The organism is Kosakonia beeri, from assembly GCF_054165705.1.
This window is the reverse complement of record NZ_CM135106.1, coordinates 3,381,319-3,401,041: the sequence shown is the minus strand read 5'-3', so window position 1 is coordinate 3,401,041 and position 19,723 is coordinate 3,381,319. Positions and strand designations below refer to the sequence as shown.

The following is a 19,723-nucleotide window of genomic DNA, read 5'->3' as shown; positions in this document are numbered from 1 at the left end:
GCGTCTCCGCCTGTCTCAAAATAAGAGGTATTCCGCCACCGGACCAAGGGCCAGGGCAGGAATAAAGGTCAATGCGCCAACCAGCAAAATGGTGCCGATCAGCAGGCCAATGAACAGCGCGCTGTGTGTTGGCAGTGTACCGGTGCTGACGGGCTGGATCTTCTTAGCGACCAGTGAACCGGCAATTGCCATCACTGGCACGATCACGCCGAAACGACCAACAAACATGCAAAATGCCAGCAGGCAGTTCCAGAACGGCGTATTTGCGCTTAAGCCCGCAAAGGCGCTGCCGTTGTTATTAGCGGCAGAAGAGACGGCGTACAGCACTTCGCTAAAACCGTGAATGCCAGAGTTGAACATGCCGCTGCGCCCGGCGTCAGTCATCATGGCCAACGCCGTACCTAACAACACCAGCGCTGGGGTCACCAGGATCGCCAGCGCGGTCATTTTCATCTCGCGCACGTCGATCTTTTTACCGAGGTATTCCGGCGTCCGGCCGATCATCAGTCCGGCGATAAAGACCGCCAGCAATACGAACAGCAGCATGCCGTACAGACCAGCGCCTACACCGCCAAACACCACTTCGCCAATCTGCATCAGCCACATGGGGATCATGCCGCCCAGGGCGGTAAAAGAGTCATGCATAGCGTTGACGGCACCGCAGGAGGCGGCAGTGGTTACCACGGCATACAAACTGCTCGCCAGAATGCCAAAGCGACTCTCTTTACCTTCCATATTGATGGCGCTGTCGCCGCCCAGCGTCAGGAAGTGCGGGTTACCTTGCAGTTCTGCCCACATTACGATGGCCGCGCACACCACAAATATCAGCGTCATCGCCCACAGCAGTGCATGGCCCTGACGACGATCGCCGACCGCATCGCCAAAGGCGAAGCACAGTGCCGCGGGGATCACGAAGATCGCCAGCATCTGCACAAAATTGGTTAGCGCGGTGGGATTTTCAAACGGATGGGAGGAGTTGGCATTAAAGAAACCCCCGCCGTTGGTACCGAGTATTTTGATGGCTTCCTGCGAGGCGACCGGGCCCATCGGCATCAGATGTTGTACGCCTTCCAGCGAGGTGTAAGGCTGGTAGGCGGCAAGGTTTTGCAATGTGCCCTGTTGGATAAAAAACAGCGCCAGAATGAGCGACAGCGGCAACAACACCCACAAGGTGACGCGGGTGATGTCGACCCAGGCGTTGCCCAGCGTATCCATGCTGCGGCGCGAAAAAGCACGGATCAGCGCAAACGCCACCGCAATACCGGTCGCGGCAGAGAGGAAGTTCTGCACGGTGAGTCCCGCCATCTGGCTGAAGTAGCTCAGGGTGGTTTCCCCGGCATACGATTGCCAGTTTGTGTTGGTCACAAAACTGACCGCTGTGTTTAGAGCCAGATGCCAGCTAAGGCCAGGGGCGTTCTGCGGGTTTAGCGGCAGATATCCCTGCAACATCAGCAGGCTAAACAGCAGGATAAGGCCGAAAATATTCAGCCACACAATGGCGAGCAAATAGTGCCGCCAGTTCATTTCACGGGTGTCGATCCCCAGCCCGCGCCAGAGGATATTTTCTAAACGGGCAGGGCCGGGCAGCGGTTGCCCGGCGATCATTTTCGCCAGCAGCGATGCCAGCGGGCGCGCGAGAATAAACAGAACCAGCAAAAAGCTGGCAATCAGAAGAAACGCCTGGCCTGCCATCAGAAAGCCTCCGCGTTGATCAGGGCGTAAACCAGGTAGCCCAATAACAGGAAAACCAGCACGATGCCGATTACGACGCCTGCACTCACAATTCACCTCCGGGGTGATTTAAGGTTGTGCAGTGAAAGTAATTTTTTGGACGCAAAGATTTCGCAAAAATCGGCGGGGCAGGTGTAAAAAAAGTATAAAGACGGCAGAATCCACAATTTAACTAATGATTAGTATTAATTTAACTGTTTTGTAACTTAATTACTGGGTGAATGTAAATAACGCCAAAAATGACAAAAATAGTGGTCGGATGAGTAGTAAAATTACAAACAAAGCGGTACTATTTTAACCAGATTACAGCGCTGCCCCGGTTTTTTGTAACTGGCTTCCGTGGCGGCGAATATTTTTCCGGTGAATGTTACCGGCCTGACAAAGGGGAGAGATTATGAACATGTATAAAGAATTTCCGGCACATATTGTGTTGATGCGTCGTGCTTTCGCCATTGCAGCCGGCGTGCTGGCGTTGCCTGTTATGCTATTCTGGAAAGACCGCGCACGATTTTATAGCTATCTGCATCGCGTCTGGGCAAAAACCAGCGAAAAACCGGTATGGATGGATCAGGCCGAAAAAGCGACCTGCGATTTTTATTAAACTATCGGCTACACACAGCAAACCGATACGACCACCGCACTGCGGTGGTTTTTTTTTACCTGTGCTCTTTGGCTACACTAACGGGTGCTTCACGACCGCAATCGTGGCTTGCGTCGCTGTTACGACTTAAACACAATATGGCAACATTATTTCCCGACGCGTCTTCGGCCGGGCAACGCGATGTTGCTCAGGTCAGGGCATTGCGCTGACATAACGGACTCCAGGAGCATTATGACCACCCATCTGGTCTGGTTTCGCGCGGATTTGCGCGTGCACGATAATCTTGCGCTTGCGGCAGCCTGCCGTGATCCTCAAGCCCCTGTAAAAGCGCTCTTTATTGCTACCCCAGCACAGTGGCGCCAGCATGATATGGCGCCGCGTCAGGCCGCTTACATCAATGCACACCTCAATGCGCTGCAACAGGCGCTAGCGGAAAAGGGCATTCCCCTTATTTACCGGGAAGTCGCAGATTTTGCTGCCAGCGTGCAGGCGGTTGCGGAGGTCTGCGACAGCGAGAAGGTGAGCCATCTGTTTTACAATTATCAGTATGAGTTCAACGAACGCCAGCGTGATGCGGCCGTTGAAAAAGCGCTGCCGGAGGTCGCCTGCCAGGGATTTGACGATAGCGTAATGCTGCCGCCGGGGAGTGTGGTGACCGGCAATCACGAAATGTACAAAGTCTTTACCCCGTTTAAGAATGCCTTCTTGCGACGTCTGAAAGAGGATCTTCCGGAATGTGTCGCTGCGCCGCGCCCGCGTGAAGGGGAAGCAATACAGATCGACGCGATAACACTTAATTATCCACAGCAGGCATTTGATGAGACCCTGTTTCCTGCGGATGAAAAAAGCGCCCTTGCCCGGTTGCGCCATTTTTGCCAGCAACAAGCAGGTGCGTATGAGCAACAGCGCGATTTCCCGGCCATAGAAGGGACCAGCCGTTTATCCGCCTGCCTGGCGATCGGCGCTCTGTCACCGCGTCAGTGCCTGCACCGTCTGCTGGCTGAACAGCCGCAGGCGCTGGAAGGTGGGAGCGGTGCTGTCTGGCTTAATGAGTTAATTTGGCGTGAGTTTTACCGCCACTTGATGACGTATCATCCGGCGCTCTGCAAGCATCGCCCCTTTATCCGCTGGACAGAGAAAGTGCAGTGGCAGGATCGACCGGAACAACTCCAAGCCTGGCAGGACGGTAAAACGGGCTACCCGATTGTGGATGCGGCCATGCGCCAACTGAATGCCACGGGTTGGATGCATAATCGATTACGCATGATTACCGCCAGTTTCCTGGTCAAGGACTTACTTATCGACTGGCGCTGCGGAGAGCGTTATTTTATTTCACAATTGATTGATGGCGATCTGGCGGCAAATAACGGCGGCTGGCAGTGGGCTGCCTCAACGGGCACCGATGCTGCACCCTATTTTCGTATTTTTAACCCGACGACGCAGGGCGAGCGTTTTGATGCCGACGGCGCGTTTATCCGCCGCTGGCTACCGGAGCTGGCTTTGGTACCGGCAAAAGCGCTGCACCAGCCCTGGGCCTGGGCCGATAAGCATGGCCGTAGCCTGGATTATCCCCGTCCGATTGTCGACCATAAACAGGCGCGAACCGCCACCCTGGCGGCTTATGAATCCGCCCGTAAAGCGTAAGGATCACTGATGAACAATACCGAACTGGAAAAACTGATTAACGAAAAACTGAACAGTGCGGCTTTCAGCGACTATGGCCCAAACGGGTTACAGGTTGAGGGGCGGGAAAACGTCCAAAAAATTATCACTGGCGTGACTGCCAGCCAGGCGCTACTTGATGAAGCGGTGCGTCAGCAGGCGGATGCCGTGATTGTCCACCACGGCTATTTCTGGAAAAACGAATCGCCGATCATTCGCGGTATGAAACGCAACCGCCTGAAAACCCTGTTGGCGAACGACATCAACCTCTATGGCTGGCACTTGCCGCTGGATGCCCACCCCGAACTGGGCAATAACGTCCAACTGGCGGAGCTGCTAGGCATTACGGTGATGGGCGAGATCGAATCGCTGCTGCCCTGGGGTGAACTGTCGATGCCGGTACCGGGGCTGGAACTGGCATCGTGGATCGAGGCGCGTCTTGGGCGTAAACCATTGTGGTGTGGCGATACCGGGCCAGAGAAAATCACTCGCGTTGCGTGGTGTACCGGCGGGGGGCAGAGCTTTATTGATAAGGCCGCCAGCTTTGGTGTAGATGCGTTCATTACTGGCGAAGTGTCTGAACAGACCATTCATTCCGCGCGCGAACAAGGGCTGCACTTCTACTCTGCGGGCCACCACGCCACGGAGCGCGGCGGTATTCGCGCCCTGAGCAACTGGTTAACAGAAAACAGCGATCTGGACGTGACGTTTATCGATATTCCTAACCCGGCATAAGGAGAGGGCAAGTGCAGCGAGCACGGTGTTATTTGTTGGGTGAAACGGCAGTCGTGCTGGAGCTGGAGCCACCCGTGACGCTGGAGACGCAAAAGCGTATCTGGCGGCTGACGCAGCGTCTGGCCGGGGTTCCTGAAGTGGTAGAAGCCATTCCGGGAATGAATAACATCACCGTAGTGCTGCGTGAACCAGAACGGCTTGCGCTGGATGCGCTTGAACGGCTGCAACGCTGGTGGGAAGAGAGCGATGCGCTGGAGCCGGAGTCGCGGTTGATAGAGATCCCGGTACTGTACGGCGGCCAGGCAGGGCCAGATCTCAGCGTGGTGGCAGAGCACAGTGGAATGACACAACAGCAGGTGGTCGGGCTACATGCCTCTATCGAGTATGTGGTGTGGTTTTTAGGTTTTCAGCCGGGGTTTCCGTATCTCGGTGGGATGCCGGAGGCACTGGCAACGCCGCGTCGTGCTGAGCCGCGTGTGCGAGTTCCCGCCGGGTCGGTGGCCATTGGCGGCTCGCAAACCGGCATCTATCCGCTGGAAACGCCCGGCGGCTGGAACCTGATTGGTCATACGGACATCACGCTGTTTAACCCGCAAAGGAAAGAGCCTGTGCTTCTGCGTCCCGGCGATCGGCTGCGGTTTATTCCGCGCAAGGAGGGGGTATGTTAAAAATTATCCGCGCCGGAATGTATACCACCTTACAGGGAGGCCGCCGCACGGGTTTTCGTCAGTCTGGCGTGAGCTACTGCGGTGCGCTGGATGAGCCGGCCTTAAAGATAGCCAATGCACTGGTGGGTAATGCCCCGGACGCCGCCGCACTGGAGATCACGTTTGGGCAGTGCGAGGTCGAATTTCAGCGCGACAGCGGGTTTGCGCTCACGGGGGCAGGCTGCGAAGCGAAACTCGACGGCAAAGCGGTGTGGACCGGCTGGCGCTACCCGGTCAAACGTGGGCAACGACTGGTGCTGAAACGTCCACAGCATGGCGTGCGCAGTTACCTTGCGGTCGCAGGGGGCTTTGCTGTCCCGGAAGTAATGGGCTCGCGCAGTACGGATTTAAAAACGGCGATCGGTGGGCTGGATGGGCGTTTATTGCGCGATGGCGACACGCTGCCCATCGGCGGTGACGCGCACCGTTTTCATGACTCGCGCGGAGTGAAACAACTGCTGTGGGGGAACCGTATTCGCGCGCTGCCAGGACCGGAATACCAGGAGTTCGAGAAAGCCTCGCAAGAGGCATTCTGGCGGCTGCCGTGGCAGTTAAGCCCACAAAGTAACCGGATGGGTTACCGTCTGCAGGGGCAGTCGCTGGTGCGTACAACCGCGCGTGATCTGGTATCGCATGGTTTGCTGCCGGGCGTTGTGCAGGTGCCGGCGAATGGTCAGCCCATTGTGCTAATGAATGATGCGCAAACCACCGGCGGTTATCCGCGCATTGCCTGTGTTATCGACGCGGATATGTATCACCTGGCGCAAATCCCCCCCGGCCAGCCGGTGCATTTTGTGCAGTGCTCGCTGGAAGAGGCGCTGGCGGCGCGACGCGAGCAACATCAATACCTCGAACAACTGGCATGGCGGCTGCGCGATGAAGATTGATCTTAACGCCGATCTCGGCGAAGGCTGCGGCAATGATGCCGCGCTTTTACAGCTGGTCTCCTCTGCCAATATCGCTTGCGGGTTTCATGCGGGCGATGCGCAAACCATGCAGACCTGCGTGCGCGAGGCGTTACGCAATGGGGTGGCGGTTGGCGCACATCCGTCCTTCCCGGATCGTGAAAATTTTGGCCGCACGGCCATGCAGTTACCCCCGGATGTTGTTTATGCGCACACCCTTTACCAAATTGGCGCTCTGGCGGCGATCGTGCGTGCCGAAGGCGGCCAGTTAGGCCATGTGAAACCTCACGGCATGCTCTATAACCAGGCGGCGGACGATGCCGCTCTGGCCGATGCCATTGCCCGTGCGGTACATGCGTTTGACCCGGCGCTGGTGCTGGTGGGGCTGGCGGGCAGTGAGCTTATCCGCGCGGGTGAACGCTACGGCCTGAGCACGCGCCAGGAAGTGTTTGCCGATCGTGGTTACCGCCGCGACGGTCGTCTGGTTCCCCGCAGCGAGGCTGGCGCGCTCATTGAGGATGATAACGCCGCACTGGCGCAAACGTTGTCTATGGTGCTGGAAGGGCGGGTACAAAGCGTCAGCGGCGAATATGCCCCTGTGCAGGCGCAGACCGTTTGCCTGCATGGTGACGGGGAACAGGCTTTGCTGTTCGCCCGTCGATTACATGCGGCGTTTGCCCGCCACGGCGTGACCGTTTCCGCCCGCTAATCAAAGGAGTTGTTATGCCAGAAGGACCGGAGATCCGCAGAGCGGCCGATCGTCTTGTGACCGCTATTCAGGGAAAACCGCTGACCGATGTCTGGTTTGCGCTCCCACCGTTACAGCCTTATGCCGCTGATCTCGTCGGCCAGCATGTTGTGGCTATCGAAACGCGTGGCAAAGCGCTCCTGACCCATTTTTCTGGCGGGTTGACGCTCTACAGCCACAATCAACTTTATGGCGTCTGGCGAGTTGTCGATGCCGGTGAGACGCCAGAAACGAAACGCGTGTTGCGCGTGAGGTTACAAACTGCCGATAAAGCGATCCTGCTTTATAGCGCCTCCGACATTGCTCTGCTAACGGCGGAGCAACTAGCGCAGCATCCTTTTTTACAACGCGTTGGGCCAGACGTGCTCGACATGACGCTGACTGCAGAGCAAGTAAAGGCGCGCCTTTTGTCGGCGCGTTTTCGTCGTCGTCAGTTTTCAGGCTTACTGCTGGATCAGGCTTTTCTTGCCGGGTTGGGAAATTATCTGCGTGTTGAGATCCTCTGGCACACCGCGCTGGCACCGCAGCATAATGCCGCGCAACTGAACGATACACAGGTTGAGGCGCTGTCGCATGCGCTGCTGGATATCCCGCGCCTGTCGTACCAGACGCGCGGCACCGCCGATGAAAATCGCCACCACGGGGCGCTATTTCGCTTTAAGGTCTTTCATCGGGCTGGGGAACCCTGTGAGCGCTGTGGTGGGATCATTGAAAAAACCACGCTCTCTTCACGCCCGTTTTACTGGTGCCCGGGGTGTCAGCGTTAACGGTAATAAAAAACGCGCCGGGCGGCGCGTTTTTTTATACGGTTTTCGGTCTCAATCTTTTTTAAGATCGGAACTGAATTCGCGTTTTTCGTAACCGGTGTAGAGCTGACGTGGACGGGCAATTTTAATGCCATCGTCGTGCATCTCATTCCAGTGTGCAATCCAGCCTACGGTACGCGCCATCGCGAAGATAACGGTAAACATAGACGCCGGAATGCCCATCGCTTTCAGGATAATACCGGAGTAGAAATCGACGTTCGGGTAGAGTTTACGTTCGATAAAGTACGGGTCGTTGAGCGCAATGTGCTCAAGCTCCATCGCCACTTCCAGCAGATCATCTTTGGTGCCCAGTTCGCGCAGCACTTCGTGGCAGGTTTCACGCATTACGGTAGCGCGCGGGTCATAGTTTTTATAAACGCGATGACCGAAGCCCATCAGACGGAACGAGTCGTTCTTATCTTTCGCACGACGCAGGAATTCCGGAATGTGTTTAACGGAACTGATCTCTTCCAGCATACGCAGGGCTGCTTCGTTGGCGCCGCCGTGTGCCGGTCCCCACAGGGAGGCGATACCAGCAGCGATACAGGCAAACGGATTCGCGCCGGAGGAGCCCGCAGTACGGACGGTGGAGGTCGAAGCGTTTTGCTCGTGATCCGCATGCAGGATCAGAATGCGATCCATAGCGCGTTCCAGCACCGGGTTTACTTCATACGGTTCGCACGGGGTGGCAAACATCATATGCAGGAAGTTACCGGCGTAGGAAAGGTCATTGCGCGGGTAGATAAAAGGCTGACCGATAGAATATTTGTAACACATCGCGGCGACTGTCGGCATTTTGGACAGCAGACGGAAGGCAGCAATTTCGCGGTGGCGTGGGTTATTCACGTCCAGCGAATCATGATAAAACGCCGCCAGCGCGCCGGTTACCCCGCACAGTACCGCCATAGGATGCGAGTCGCGGCGGAAACCGTGGAACAGACGGGTGATCTGCTCATGAATCATGGTGTGGCGGGTTACGGTCAGTTTGAATTCGTCGAACTGCGATTGCGTCGGTTTTTCACCGTACAACAGGATGTAGCTGACTTCCAGGTAGTTGGATTCGGTAGCCAGTTGATCAATGGGGAAACCACGGTGCAGCAGGATGCCTTCATCACCGTCGATAAAGGTGATTTTCGATTCGCATGATGCGGTAGAGGTAAAACCTGGATCAAAGGTGAATACACCTTTTGAGCCGAGACTACGGATATCAATAACATCCTGACCGAGTGTGCCTTTTAGCACATCCAGTTCAATAGCAGCGTCACCATTATAGGTGATGTTTGCTTTTTTATCAGCCATTTACGGTCTCCTTAGCGCCTTATTGCTTAAGACTACTTCGGCACCGGATTTGTTTTCACCTGCTCATCAACGTTACCAGTTTGTTATTTAGCTCGCAGCTCTGTTTAAGAGGAGGTACCAGGGTACAGAGCGATGGGCGCGTGCAAGTACACATTGAAATACAGCGAAACAACAACAAATCAGTGTCTTAGCAATCCGAATTTATCAAACCTGTATATCACTAATAACTGTCCTGATTACATCGGTCAATACCGTCACACTGTTACATAACTAAATCTCAGGTGAAAGGCAGACCCCATAACTTTTACGAATTATAAGCCCTTTATGGCGTAGTTTGTAACAAGAATGTTTAACTTTTGTCAAATCAGATGATTAAAATTTAAAATAATGTTGTTATCGTGATGGGCGTCACTGTTCTGCATAAAACCCGACAAACTATATGTAGGTTAATTGTAATGATTTTGTGAACGACCTATACTGCCGCCAGGTCTCCGGAATACCCTGCAATCCCGAGCCACCCAGCGTTGTAACCTGTCGTTTAGCATCTGGAAGCTAATTTTTTGCATGACGAGCAGTTATAGAAAAGGACGCTGTCTGACCCGCACGCAGACCGGAGGAAGGAAACTATAAGAATAGCATGTGGGCGTTATTCATGATAAAAAATGTGAAAAAACAAAGACCTGTCAATCTGGATCTGACAACAATTCGGTTTCCTGTTACGGCTATAGCTTCCATTCTCCACCGTGTATCGGGCGTCATTACTTTTGTGGCTGTCGGTATTCTGCTGTGGTTGCTGGGGTTGTCGCTATCCTCTCAAGAAGGCTTCCTGGCGGCTTCCGCTATCATGGACAGCTTCTTCGCTAAATTCATTATCTGGGGCATTCTGACTGCGCTGGCGTATCACGCGGTTGGCGGCATTCGCCACATGTTAATGGACTTCGGCTGCCTGGAAGAAACCCTCGAAGCAGGGAAACGTTCCGCTAATCTTTCTTTTGTGATCACTGTCGTGCTTTCAATTCTCGCAGGAGTCCTCGTATGGTAAGCAACGCCTCCGCATTAGGACGCAACGGCGTACATGATTTTATTCTCGTCCGTGCTACTGCCATCGTTCTGACGTTATACATCATCTATATGGTCGGCTTTTTTGCCGTCACCGGCGATCTGACCTGGGAAATCTGGACTGGCTTCTTCGCCTCCGCCTTTACCAAAGTCTTCACCCTGCTGGCGCTGTTTTCGATTTTGATCCATGCCTGGATTGGCATGTGGCAGGTGTTGACCGACTACGTTAAGCAACTGGCTGTTCGTCTGATTCTGCAACTGGTGATTGTTGTTGCGCTTGCGGCTTACGTGATTTATGGATTCGTTGTGGTGTGGGGTGTGTAATGAAACTGCCAGTCAGAGAATTTGATGCTGTTGTTATCGGCGCAGGGGGTGCAGGTATGCGCGCCGCGCTGCAAATTTCCCAGAGCGGCCAGACGTGTGCGCTGCTCTCTAAAGTCTTCCCAACCCGCTCTCACACGGTATCTGCACAGGGCGGTATTACCGTTGCGCTGGGCAATACCCATGAAGATAACTGGGAATGGCACATGTACGACACGGTAAAAGGCTCCGATTACATCGGTGACCAGGACGCCATTGAATATATGTGTAAAACCGGCCCGGAAGCGATTCTGGAGCTGGAACACATGGGTCTGCCGTTCTCCCGTCTTGATGACGGCCGTATTTATCAGCGCCCGTTTGGCGGCCAGTCGAAAAATTTCGGCGGCGAACAAGCGGCGCGTACTGCAGCGGCAGCGGACCGTACCGGCCATGCCTTGCTGCATACCCTTTATCAGCAAAACCTGAAAAACCACACGACGATTTTCTCGGAATGGTATGCGCTGGATTTGGTGAAAAACCAGGATGGCGCGGTGGTAGGGTGTACTGCGCTGTGTATTGAAACCGGCGAAGTGGTTTACTTCAAAGCCCGCGCGACGGTGCTGGCAACCGGCGGCGCAGGTCGTATTTACCAGTCCACCACGAATGCGCATATCAACACCGGTGACGGCGTGGGTATGGCGCTGCGGGCAGGCGTACCAGTGCAGGACATGGAAATGTGGCAGTTCCACCCGACCGGGATTGCCGGGGCAGGGGTGCTGGTCACGGAAGGGTGCCGCGGTGAAGGTGGCTACCTGCTCAACAAACATGGCGAGCGTTTTATGGAACGTTATGCGCCGAACGCGAAAGATCTTGCCGGTCGTGATGTGGTTGCGCGCTCCATCATGATCGAAATCCGCGAAGGTCGCGGTTGCGACGGTCCGTGGGGGCCTCACGCGAAACTGAAACTCGATCACCTGGGTAAAGAGGTGCTCGAATCGCGCCTGCCAGGGATCCTTGAATTGTCCCGTACTTTTGCGCATGTGGATCCGGTCAAAGAGCCGATCCCGGTGATCCCAACCTGCCATTATATGATGGGCGGTATCCCGACCAAAGTGACCGGCCAGGCGCTGACCGTAAACGAGAAGGGCGAAGATGTGGTGATCCCGGGCTTGTTCGCGGTGGGCGAAATTGCCTGTGTATCGGTACACGGTGCCAACCGTCTGGGTGGCAACTCGCTGCTTGACCTGGTGGTGTTTGGCCGTGCAGCGGGTTTGCACTTGCAGGAATCCATTGCTGAGCAGGGTGCGCTGCGCGATGCCAGCGAATCCGATGTTGAGGCCTCTCTGGAACGTCTTAATCGCTGGAATAACAACCGTGATGGCGAAGATCCGGTCACTATTCGCAAAGCGCTGCAGGAGTGCATGCAGCATAACTTCTCGGTATTCCGTGAAGGTGATGCGATGGCGAAAGGTCTGGAGCAATTGAAAGTGATCCGCGAGCGTTTGAAAAATGCCCGTCTGGACGACACCTCTACCGAGTTCAATACCCAGCGCGTGGAGTGCCTGGAGCTGGATAACCTGATGGAAACTGCCTATGCCACGGCGGTATCCGCAAACTTCCGTACTGAGAGCCGTGGCGCGCATAGCCGCTTCGACTATCCGGATCGTGACGATGAAAACTGGCTGTGTCATTCCCTGTATCTGCCAGAAACGGAGTCCATGACGCGTCGCAGCGTCAATATGGAGCCGAAACTGCGTCCGGCGTTCCCGCCGAAGATTCGTACTTATTAATGCGGAGACAGGAAAATGAAACTCGAATTTTCAATTTATCGCTATAACCCGGATGTGGATGATGCTCCGCGCATGCAGGATTACACCCTCGAAGGCGAAGAAGGGCGTGACATGATGCTGCTGGATGCGTTAATGCAGCTGAAAGAAAAAGATCCTACGCTGTCGTTCCGCCGTTCCTGCCGTGAAGGGGTATGCGGCTCTGATGGTCTGAACATGAACGGCAAAAATGGCCTGGCGTGTATCACTCCCATTTCTGCGCTGGGTAACGGCAAACAGAAGATTGTTATTCGCCCTCTGCCAGGACTGCCGGTTATCCGTGATTTGGTGGTGGACATGGGGCAATTCTATGCCCAATATGAGAAGATTAAGCCTTACTTATTGAATAATGGGCAAAATCCGCCAGCCAGAGAACATTTACAGGCACCGGAACAGCGCGAAAAGCTCGACGGTTTGTATGAGTGCATTCTTTGTGCATGCTGTTCGACTTCTTGTCCGTCTTTCTGGTGGAACCCGGACAAGTTTATTGGCCCGGCCGGTTTGCTGGCGGCGTACCGCTTCCTTATCGACAGCCGCGATACGGAAACCGATAACCGCCTGGAAGGGTTGAGCGATGCTTTCAGCGTATTCCGCTGCCATAGCATTATGAACTGCGTCAGTGTTTGTCCTAAGGGACTGAACCCGACGCGCGCCATCGGCCATATTAAGTCGATGTTGTTGCAACGTAGTGCATAAGTGATCGCTGCCGGATGGCGTTTACGCTTATCCGGCCTACGCTATTTGTAGGCCGGGTAAGCGCAGCGTCACCTGGCGACAGAGTAAGAAGCAGGAAATCTTTAAAAACCGCCACTGTAGACATAATCGAGATGTTTGGTGCGAGACAAGGCGGCAACTGAGCGCATCCCAGGGAACAGAGTTAACGATGTGACCTGGGTAAGCAAAGGCAGCCAACGCAGTCGCAACCCAAACAGCAAAGATTAGGGCAGTTTTTAAAGGTTCCTTCGCGGGCCACCTAAGAGCCCGCAAGTGAACCCTGGGACGTGCGCTAAGCAGTGTACGTCGTAGTTATCCACGGCGAAGTAAGCATAACAATGCTTAAGGGATCACGATGCAGAACGGCGCAATGAAAGCCTGGCTGGACTCTTCTTACCTCTCTGGGTCTAACCAGAGCTGGATAGAACAGCTCTATGAAGACTTCTTAACCGACCCTGACTCGGTAGATGCTAACTGGCGTTCCATGTTCCAGCAGTTACCAGGCACCGGAGTCAAACCGGATCAATTCCACTCCAAAACACGTGATTATTTCCGTCAACTGGCGAAGGATGCTTCACGTTACTCTTCCTCTATCTCCGATCCGGACACCAATGCGAAGCAGGTTAAAGTCCTGCAGCTGATTAACGCATACCGCTTCCGTGGTCATCAGCATGCGAATCTCGACCCGCTGGGACTGTGGCAGCAAGAGCGCGTCGCAGACCTCGATCCGGCTTACCACGACCTGACAGAAGCAGACTTCCAGAACAGTTTCAATGTCGGTTCGTTCGCCATCGGCAAAGACACAATGCCGCTGGGGGAGTTGATTGAAGCGCTGAAAGAGACCTATTGCGGCTCAATTGGTGCGGAATATATGCACATCACCAGCACCGAAGAGAAACGCTGGATCCAACAGCGCATCGAATCGGCTGCCGGGAAATCCAGCTTTAGCGCCGAAGAGAAAAAACGTTTCTTAAGTGAACTGACCGCAGCCGAAGGGCTGGAACGTTACCTGGGCGCCAAATTCCCAGGGGCGAAACGCTTCTCGCTGGAAGGTGGCGATGCACTGGTGCCGATGCTGAAGGAGATGATCCGTCACGCAGGTAACAGCGGTACTCGTGAAGTGGTGCTGGGCATGGCGCACCGTGGTCGTCTGAACGTACTGATCAACGTCCTGGGTAAAAAACCGCAGGATCTGTTCGACGAATTTGCCGGTAAACATAAAGAACACCTCGGCACTGGCGATGTGAAATACCATATGGGCTTCTCATCCGACGTGGAAACCGAAGGCGGCCTGGTACACCTGGCGCTGGCGTTTAACCCGTCGCATCTGGAGATTGTTAGCCCGGTGGTGATCGGTTCTGTTCGCGCCCGTCTTGATCGCCTTGCTGAGCCGAGCAGCAATAAAGTGCTGCCGATTACCATTCACGGTGATGCCGCCGTTGCCGGGCAGGGCGTGGTTCAGGAAACCCTGAACATGTCTAAAGCACGCGGTTACGAAGTGGGTGGCACCGTGCGTATTGTAATTAACAACCAGGTGGGCTTCACCACGTCTAACCCGCTGGATGCACGCTCTACGCCGTACTGTACCGATATCGGTAAGATGGTGCAGGCGCCGATTTTCCACGTGAATGCGGACGATCCGGAAGCCGTCGCCTTTGTTACCCGCGTGGCGCTTGATTTCCGTAACACCTTTAAACGCGATGTGTTTATCGATCTGGTGTGCTATCGCCGTCACGGTCATAACGAAGCCGACGAGCCGAGCGCGACCCAGCCGCTGATGTACCAGAAAATCAAAAAACACCCGACGCCGCGTAAAATCTACGCTGACCGTCTGGAGCAGGACAAAACCATCACCCTGGAAGATGCCACCGAGCTGGTGAACCTTTACCGCGATAAGCTGGACGCGGGCGAATGCGTGGTAGATGAGTGGCGTCCGATGAACATGCACTCCTTTACCTGGTCACCGTACCTCAACCATGAATGGGATGAGAGCTACCCGAACAAGGTCGAGATGAAACGTCTGCAAGAGCTGGCCAAACGCATCAGTACGGTGCCGGACGCTATCGAAATGCAGCCGCGCGTGGCGAAAATCTACGGCGATCGCCAGTTAATGGCGACAGGTGAAAAACTGTTCGACTGGGGTGGAGCAGAGACGCTGGCTTACGCCACCCTGGTGGATGAAGGCATTCCGATTCGTATTTCCGGTGAAGACTCTGGCCGCGGTACGTTCTTCCACCGCCATGCGGTGGTGCATAACCAGAGCAACGGTTCTACCTATATTCCGTTGAGCCATGTCCATAATGGCCAGGGACAGTTCCGCGTCTGGGATTCCGTGCTTTCTGAAGAAGCCGTGCTGGCATTCGAATACGGCTATGCCACAGCGGAACCGCGTACCCTGACTATTTGGGAAGCCCAGTTCGGTGACTTCGCCAACGGCGCGCAAGTGGTTATTGACCAGTTCATTAGCTCCGGCGAGCAGAAATGGGGCCGTATGTGTGGTCTGGTGATGCTGCTGCCGCACGGTTATGAAGGACAGGGCCCGGAGCACTCCTCCGCCCGTCTGGAGCGTTATTTGCAGCTGTGCGCAGAGCAGAACATGCAGGTTTGCGTGCCGTCGACCCCGGCGCAGGTTTACCACATGCTGCGCCGCCAGGCGCTGCGCGGTATGCGCCGTCCGCTGATTGTGATGTCACCGAAATCGCTGCTGCGCCATCCGCAGGCGGTTTCTACGCTGGATGAACTGGCGAATGGCACCTTTATGCCGGCGATTGGCGAAGTGGACGATCTCGATCCACAAGGCGTGAAACGCGTTATCCTTTGTTCTGGTAAGGTTTATTATGACCTGCTCGAACAGCGTCGTAAAAACGACCAGAAGGATGTCGCCATCGTCCGTATCGAACAGCTGTACCCGTTCCCGCACCAGTCTGTGCAGGAAGCGCTGAAACCTTATGCTCACGTGCATGATTTTGTCTGGTGCCAGGAAGAGCCGCTTAACCAGGGCGCCTGGTACTGCAGCCAGCATCATTTCCGTGAAGTGATTCCGTTTGGGGCTGCTCTGCGTTATGCAGGTCGCCCGGCCTCCGCCTCCCCGGCGGTGGGATATCTGTCCGTTCACCAGAAACAGCAACAAGATCTGGTTAATGACGCGCTGAACGTCGATTAAATAAAGGATAAATAATGAGTAGCGTAGATATTCTTGTTCCCGACCTGCCTGAGTCCGTTGCCGACGCGACTGTTGCAACCTGGCACAAAAAACCGGGCGATAGCGTCCAACGCGATGAAGTACTGGTGGAAATCGAGACTGACAAAGTGGTACTGGAAGTACCGGCGGCAGCGGACGGCATTCTGGATGCGGTGCTGGAAGATGAAGGCACTACCGTGACTTCTCGTCAGATCCTGGGTCGTCTGCGTGAAGGCAACAGTGCTGGCAAAGAGAGCAGCGCCAAGTCGGACGCGAAAGAGTCTACCCCGGCGCAGCGCCAGCAGGCGTCGCTGGAAGAGCAAAGCAATGATGCGCTCAGCCCGGCGATCCGTCGCCTGCTGGCCGAACACAACCTCGACGCCAGCGCCATTAAAGGCTCCGGTGTGGGTGGTCGCATCACGCGTGAAGATGTTGAAAAACATCTGGCGAAAGCCCCCGCTGCGAAAGAAGAGAGCAAACCGGCTGCCGCTCCTGCAAGCAGCCCGGCGCCGCAACTGGCTGGCCGTACCGAAAAACGCGTACCGATGACCCGTCTGCGTAAACGTGTGGCTGAGCGTCTGCTGGAAGCAAAAAATTCCACCGCAATGCTGACCACCTTTAACGAAGTCAACATGAAGCCAATTATGGATCTGCGTAAGCAGTACGGTGATGCGTTCGAAAAACGCCACGGTATCCGTCTGGGCTTTATGTCGTTCTATGTAAAAGCTGTCGTCGAAGCGCTGAAACGCTACCCGGAAGTGAATGCGTCTATTGACGGTGATGATGTTGTTTATCACAACTACTTCGATGTCAGTATGGCTGTCTCCACACCGCGTGGTCTGGTCACGCCGGTTCTGCGTGATGTTGATACGCTGGGCATGGCCGACATTGAGAAGAAAATCAAAGAGCTGGCTGTTAAAGGCCGCGATGGCAAACTGACCGTTGAAGATTTGACCGGTGGTAATTTTACCATCACGAACGGCGGCGTGTTTGGCTCCCTGATGTCTACCCCCATCATCAACCCGCCGCAGAGCGCGATCCTGGGTATGCATGCCATCAAAGATCGTCCGATGGCGGTTGACGGCAAAGTTGAAATCCTGCCGATGATGTACCTGGCGCTCTCTTACGACCATCGTCTGATCGATGGCCGCGAGTCTGTTGGTTTCCTGGTGGCCATTAAAGAGCTGCTGGAAGATCCGACACGTCTGCTGCTGGACGTGTAGTGTCCTTTGCCCGGCAGCGCTACGCTGCCGGGTTAATAACGAACACCTGCTTTGTAAGCCGTCATCCGGCGTGACAAATTAAATGAAGGATGGATAGAACACATGAACTTACACGAGTATCAGGCGAAACAACTTTTTGCCCGGTCAGGTCTGCCGACTCCGGTTGGTTACGCCTGTACTACCCCGCGTGAAGCAGAAGAAGCGGCATCGAAAATTGGCGCAGGCCCGTGGGTCGTAAAATGCCAGGTCCATGCCGGTGGTCGCGGTAAAGCGGGCGGCGTAAAAGTCGTCAACAGCAAAGAAGATATTCGCGCATTTGCGGAAAACTGGCTTGGCAAACGTCTGGTGACCTACCAAACAGACGCCAATGGTCAGCCGGTAAACCAGATCCTGGTTGAAGCGGCAACGGATATCGATAAAGAGCTGTATCTGGGCGCGGTGGTAGACCGTAGCTCGCGTCGTGTGGTGTTCATGGCGTCCACTGAAGGCGGCGTGGAAATCGAAAAAGTGGCGGAAGAGACGCCGCACCTGATTCACAAAACGGCTATCGATCCGCTGGCGGGCCCGATGCCGTACCAGGGCCGCGATCTGGCTTTCAAACTCGGTCTGGAAGGCAAGCAGGTTCAGCAGTTCACCAAAATTTTTATGGGGCTGGCGACCATTTTCCTTGAGCGCGACCTGGCACTGATTGAAATCAACCCGCTGGTTATCACTAAACAGGGCGACCTGATTTGCCTCGATGGCAAACTGGGTGCCGATGGCAATGCGCTGTTCCGCCAGCCGGAACTCCGTGAAATGCGCGACCAGTCGCAGGAAGATCCGCGTGAAGCGCAGGCTGCACACTGGGAACTGAACTATGTCGCACTGGATGGCAACATCGGCTGCATGGTGAATGGCGCAGGCCTGGCAATGGGCACCATGGATATTGTTAAGCTGCACGGCGGCGAACCGGCGAACTTCCTCGACGTGGGCGGCGGTGCAACGAAAGAGCGTGTGACCGAAGCGTTTAAAATCATCCTGTCCGATGAGAACGTGAAAGCCGTTCTGGTTAACATCTTCGGCGGCATCGTGCGCTGCGACCTCATTGCCGACGGTATTATCGGCGCGGTCGAAGAAGTGGGTGTTAACGTACCAGTGGTGGTGCGTCTGGAAGGTAACAACGCGGAGCTCGGGGCAAAACGCCTGGCGGACAGCGGCCTGAATATTATCGCAGCGAAAAGTCTGACGGATGCAGCACAGCAGGTTGTTGCCGCAGTGGAGGGGAAATAATGTCTGTTTTGATTGATAAGAACACCAAAGTTATCTGCCAGGGTTTCACCGGTAGCCAGGGCACTTTCCACTCCGAGCAGGCGATTGCCTACGGTACGCAGATGGTTGGCGGTGTGACGCCAGGCAAAGGCGGCACCACGCATCTTGGTCTGCCAGTGTTTAACACCGTGCGCGAGGCGGTAGAAGCGACCGGTGCGACGGCGACGGTTATTTATGTTCCGGCCCCGTTCTGTAAAGACTCCATCCTCGAAGCGATTGATGCCGGCATCAAGCTGATTATCACCATTACTGAAGGTATCCCGACGCTGGATATGCTGACAGTGAAAGTGAAGCTGGATGAAGCTGGCGTGCGCATGATTGGCCCGAACTGCCCGGGTGTTATCACTCCGGGTGAATGCAAAATCGGCATCATGCCGGGTCACATTCACCAGCCAGGTAAAGTCGGCATTGTTTCCCGTTCCGGTACTCTGACCTATGAAGCAGTAAAACAGACCACCGATTATGGTTTCGGTCAGTCTACCTGCGTGGGTATTGGCGGCGACCCCATTCCGGGCTCCAACTTTATTGATATCCTGAAACTGTTCCAGGAAGATCCGCAGACTGAAGCCATCGTAATGATTGGTGAAATTGGCGGTAGCGCAGAAGAAGAAGCGGCTGCGTACATTAAAGATCACGTGACCAAACCGGTTGTCGGCTACATTGCCGGTGTGACTGCGCCGAAAGGCAAACGTATGGGCCACGCGGGCGCCATTATTGCCGGTGGTAAAGGCACAGCAGATGAAAAATTTGCTGCGCTGGAAGCGGCGGGTGTCAAAACTGTGCGTAGCCTGGCCGATATCGGCGAAGCACTGAAAGCTGTCATTAAATAAAACCTCATTGCTCCTCAAAAAGGGGAGCGTATCCCTCTGCATACGGCAGAGTGCGGAAGCATTAACGCACACGCTTCGTCTGCAGAGG

18 protein-coding genes are annotated in these 19,723 nt (G+C 55.0%); 15 read left to right on the top strand and 3 right to left on the bottom strand.

Features of this window, described 5'->3' with window-relative positions; genetic code table 11:
• Positions 1–15: 15 nt before the first annotated feature.
• On the bottom strand, positions 16–1,692 hold the full coding sequence (gene kdpA / locus ACUY4S_RS16160; protein WP_312692574.1) for a potassium-transporting ATPase subunit KdpA: 1,677 nt from the start codon (positions 1,690–1,692) through the stop codon (positions 16–18).
• Positions 1,692–1,781, bottom strand: coding sequence for a K(+)-transporting ATPase subunit F (gene kdpF, locus ACUY4S_RS16155; protein ID WP_020457044.1), 90 nt, complete (start codon positions 1,779–1,781; stop codon positions 1,692–1,694). Before kdpF ends, kdpA begins: the two co-directional genes overlap by 1 nt.
• A gap of 344 nt (positions 1,782–2,125) precedes the next feature.
• On the opposite strand from kdpF, the gene ACUY4S_RS16150 reads away from it, so the two are divergent.
• The 7 genes from ACUY4S_RS16150 (at position 2,126) to nei (ending at position 7,856) form a co-directional block, all read left to right on the top strand.
• The gene (locus tag ACUY4S_RS16150; protein ID WP_312692569.1) at positions 2,126–2,332 is read left to right on the top strand and encodes a YbfA family protein; all 207 of its coding nucleotides are present in this window, start codon (positions 2,126–2,128) and stop codon (positions 2,330–2,332) included.
• Positions 2,333–2,563: 231 nt separating this feature from the next.
• Positions 2,564–3,976: a deoxyribodipyrimidine photo-lyase gene (gene phrB, locus ACUY4S_RS16145; protein WP_312692567.1), complete on the top strand. Its 1,413-nt coding sequence runs from the start codon at positions 2,564–2,566 to the stop codon at positions 3,974–3,976.
• 9 nt (positions 3,977–3,985) lie between these two features.
• Positions 3,986–4,729, top strand: a complete 744-nt coding sequence (locus ACUY4S_RS16140) for a type 2 GTP cyclohydrolase I (RefSeq protein WP_312692566.1) — start codon at positions 3,986–3,988, stop codon at positions 4,727–4,729.
• 11 nt (positions 4,730–4,740) lie between these two features.
• Positions 4,741–5,397, top strand: coding sequence for a 5-oxoprolinase subunit PxpB (gene pxpB / locus ACUY4S_RS16135; protein WP_312692564.1), 657 nt, complete (start codon positions 4,741–4,743; stop codon positions 5,395–5,397).
• Positions 5,391–6,323 (top strand): 5-oxoprolinase subunit PxpC, encoded by a 933-nt coding sequence (gene pxpC, locus ACUY4S_RS16130; RefSeq protein WP_458023456.1) that lies wholly within the window; start codon positions 5,391–5,393, stop codon positions 6,321–6,323. Before pxpB ends, pxpC begins: the two co-directional genes overlap by 7 nt.
• Complete coding sequence (gene pxpA / locus ACUY4S_RS16125) at positions 6,313–7,050, top strand: 5-oxoprolinase subunit PxpA (RefSeq protein ID WP_458023457.1); 738 nt, start codon at positions 6,313–6,315, stop codon at positions 7,048–7,050. Before pxpC ends, pxpA begins: the two co-directional genes overlap by 11 nt.
• Before the next feature lie 14 nt (positions 7,051–7,064).
• A complete protein-coding gene (nei, locus tag ACUY4S_RS16120; protein ID WP_458023458.1) occupies positions 7,065–7,856 on the top strand; it encodes an endonuclease VIII in 792 nt (263 codons plus the stop codon).
• Between the two features lie 51 nt (positions 7,857–7,907).
• Here the strand turns inward: nei and ACUY4S_RS16115 are convergent, their stop codons facing one another.
• On the bottom strand, positions 7,908–9,194 hold the full coding sequence (locus ACUY4S_RS16115; RefSeq protein ID WP_312692556.1) for a citrate synthase: 1,287 nt from the start codon (positions 9,192–9,194) through the stop codon (positions 7,908–7,910).
• A 637-nt stretch (positions 9,195–9,831) separates the two neighbouring features.
• On the opposite strand from ACUY4S_RS16115, the gene sdhC reads away from it, so the two are divergent.
• The 8 genes from sdhC (at position 9,832) to sucD (ending at position 19,635) form a co-directional block, all read left to right on the top strand.
• Positions 9,832–10,236, top strand: coding sequence for a succinate dehydrogenase cytochrome b556 subunit (gene sdhC / locus ACUY4S_RS16110; protein ID WP_458023459.1), 405 nt, complete (start codon positions 9,832–9,834; stop codon positions 10,234–10,236).
• Complete coding sequence (sdhD, locus tag ACUY4S_RS16105) at positions 10,230–10,577, top strand: succinate dehydrogenase membrane anchor subunit (RefSeq protein WP_312692552.1); 348 nt, start codon at positions 10,230–10,232, stop codon at positions 10,575–10,577. The genes sdhC and sdhD overlap by 7 nt, the downstream gene beginning before the upstream one ends.
• Entirely contained in the window at positions 10,577–12,343 is a 1,767-nt protein-coding gene (gene sdhA / locus ACUY4S_RS16100) for a succinate dehydrogenase flavoprotein subunit (RefSeq protein ID WP_312692550.1), read from the top strand. The genes sdhD and sdhA overlap by 1 nt, the downstream gene beginning before the upstream one ends.
• Positions 12,344–12,358: 15 nt before the next feature.
• Positions 12,359–13,075, top strand: a complete 717-nt coding sequence (sdhB, locus tag ACUY4S_RS16095; protein WP_039054861.1) for a succinate dehydrogenase iron-sulfur subunit SdhB — start codon at positions 12,359–12,361, stop codon at positions 13,073–13,075.
• 373 nt (positions 13,076–13,448) lie between these two features.
• Entirely contained in the window at positions 13,449–16,256 is a 2,808-nt protein-coding gene (gene sucA, locus ACUY4S_RS16090) for a 2-oxoglutarate dehydrogenase E1 component (RefSeq protein WP_312692546.1), read from the top strand.
• Positions 16,257–16,270: 14 nt separating this feature from the next.
• Positions 16,271–17,497 (top strand): 2-oxoglutarate dehydrogenase complex dihydrolipoyllysine-residue succinyltransferase, encoded by a 1,227-nt coding sequence (gene odhB, locus ACUY4S_RS16085; RefSeq protein WP_458023460.1) that lies wholly within the window; start codon positions 16,271–16,273, stop codon positions 17,495–17,497.
• Positions 17,498–17,599: 102 nt separating this feature from the next.
• Entirely contained in the window at positions 17,600–18,766 is a 1,167-nt protein-coding gene (gene sucC, locus ACUY4S_RS16080) for an ADP-forming succinate--CoA ligase subunit beta (protein ID WP_312692542.1), read from the top strand.
• Positions 18,766–19,635: a succinate--CoA ligase subunit alpha gene (sucD, locus tag ACUY4S_RS16075; RefSeq protein WP_312692540.1), complete on the top strand. Its 870-nt coding sequence runs from the start codon at positions 18,766–18,768 to the stop codon at positions 19,633–19,635. The genes sucC and sucD overlap by 1 nt, the downstream gene beginning before the upstream one ends.
• Positions 19,636–19,723 lie beyond the last annotated feature (88 nt).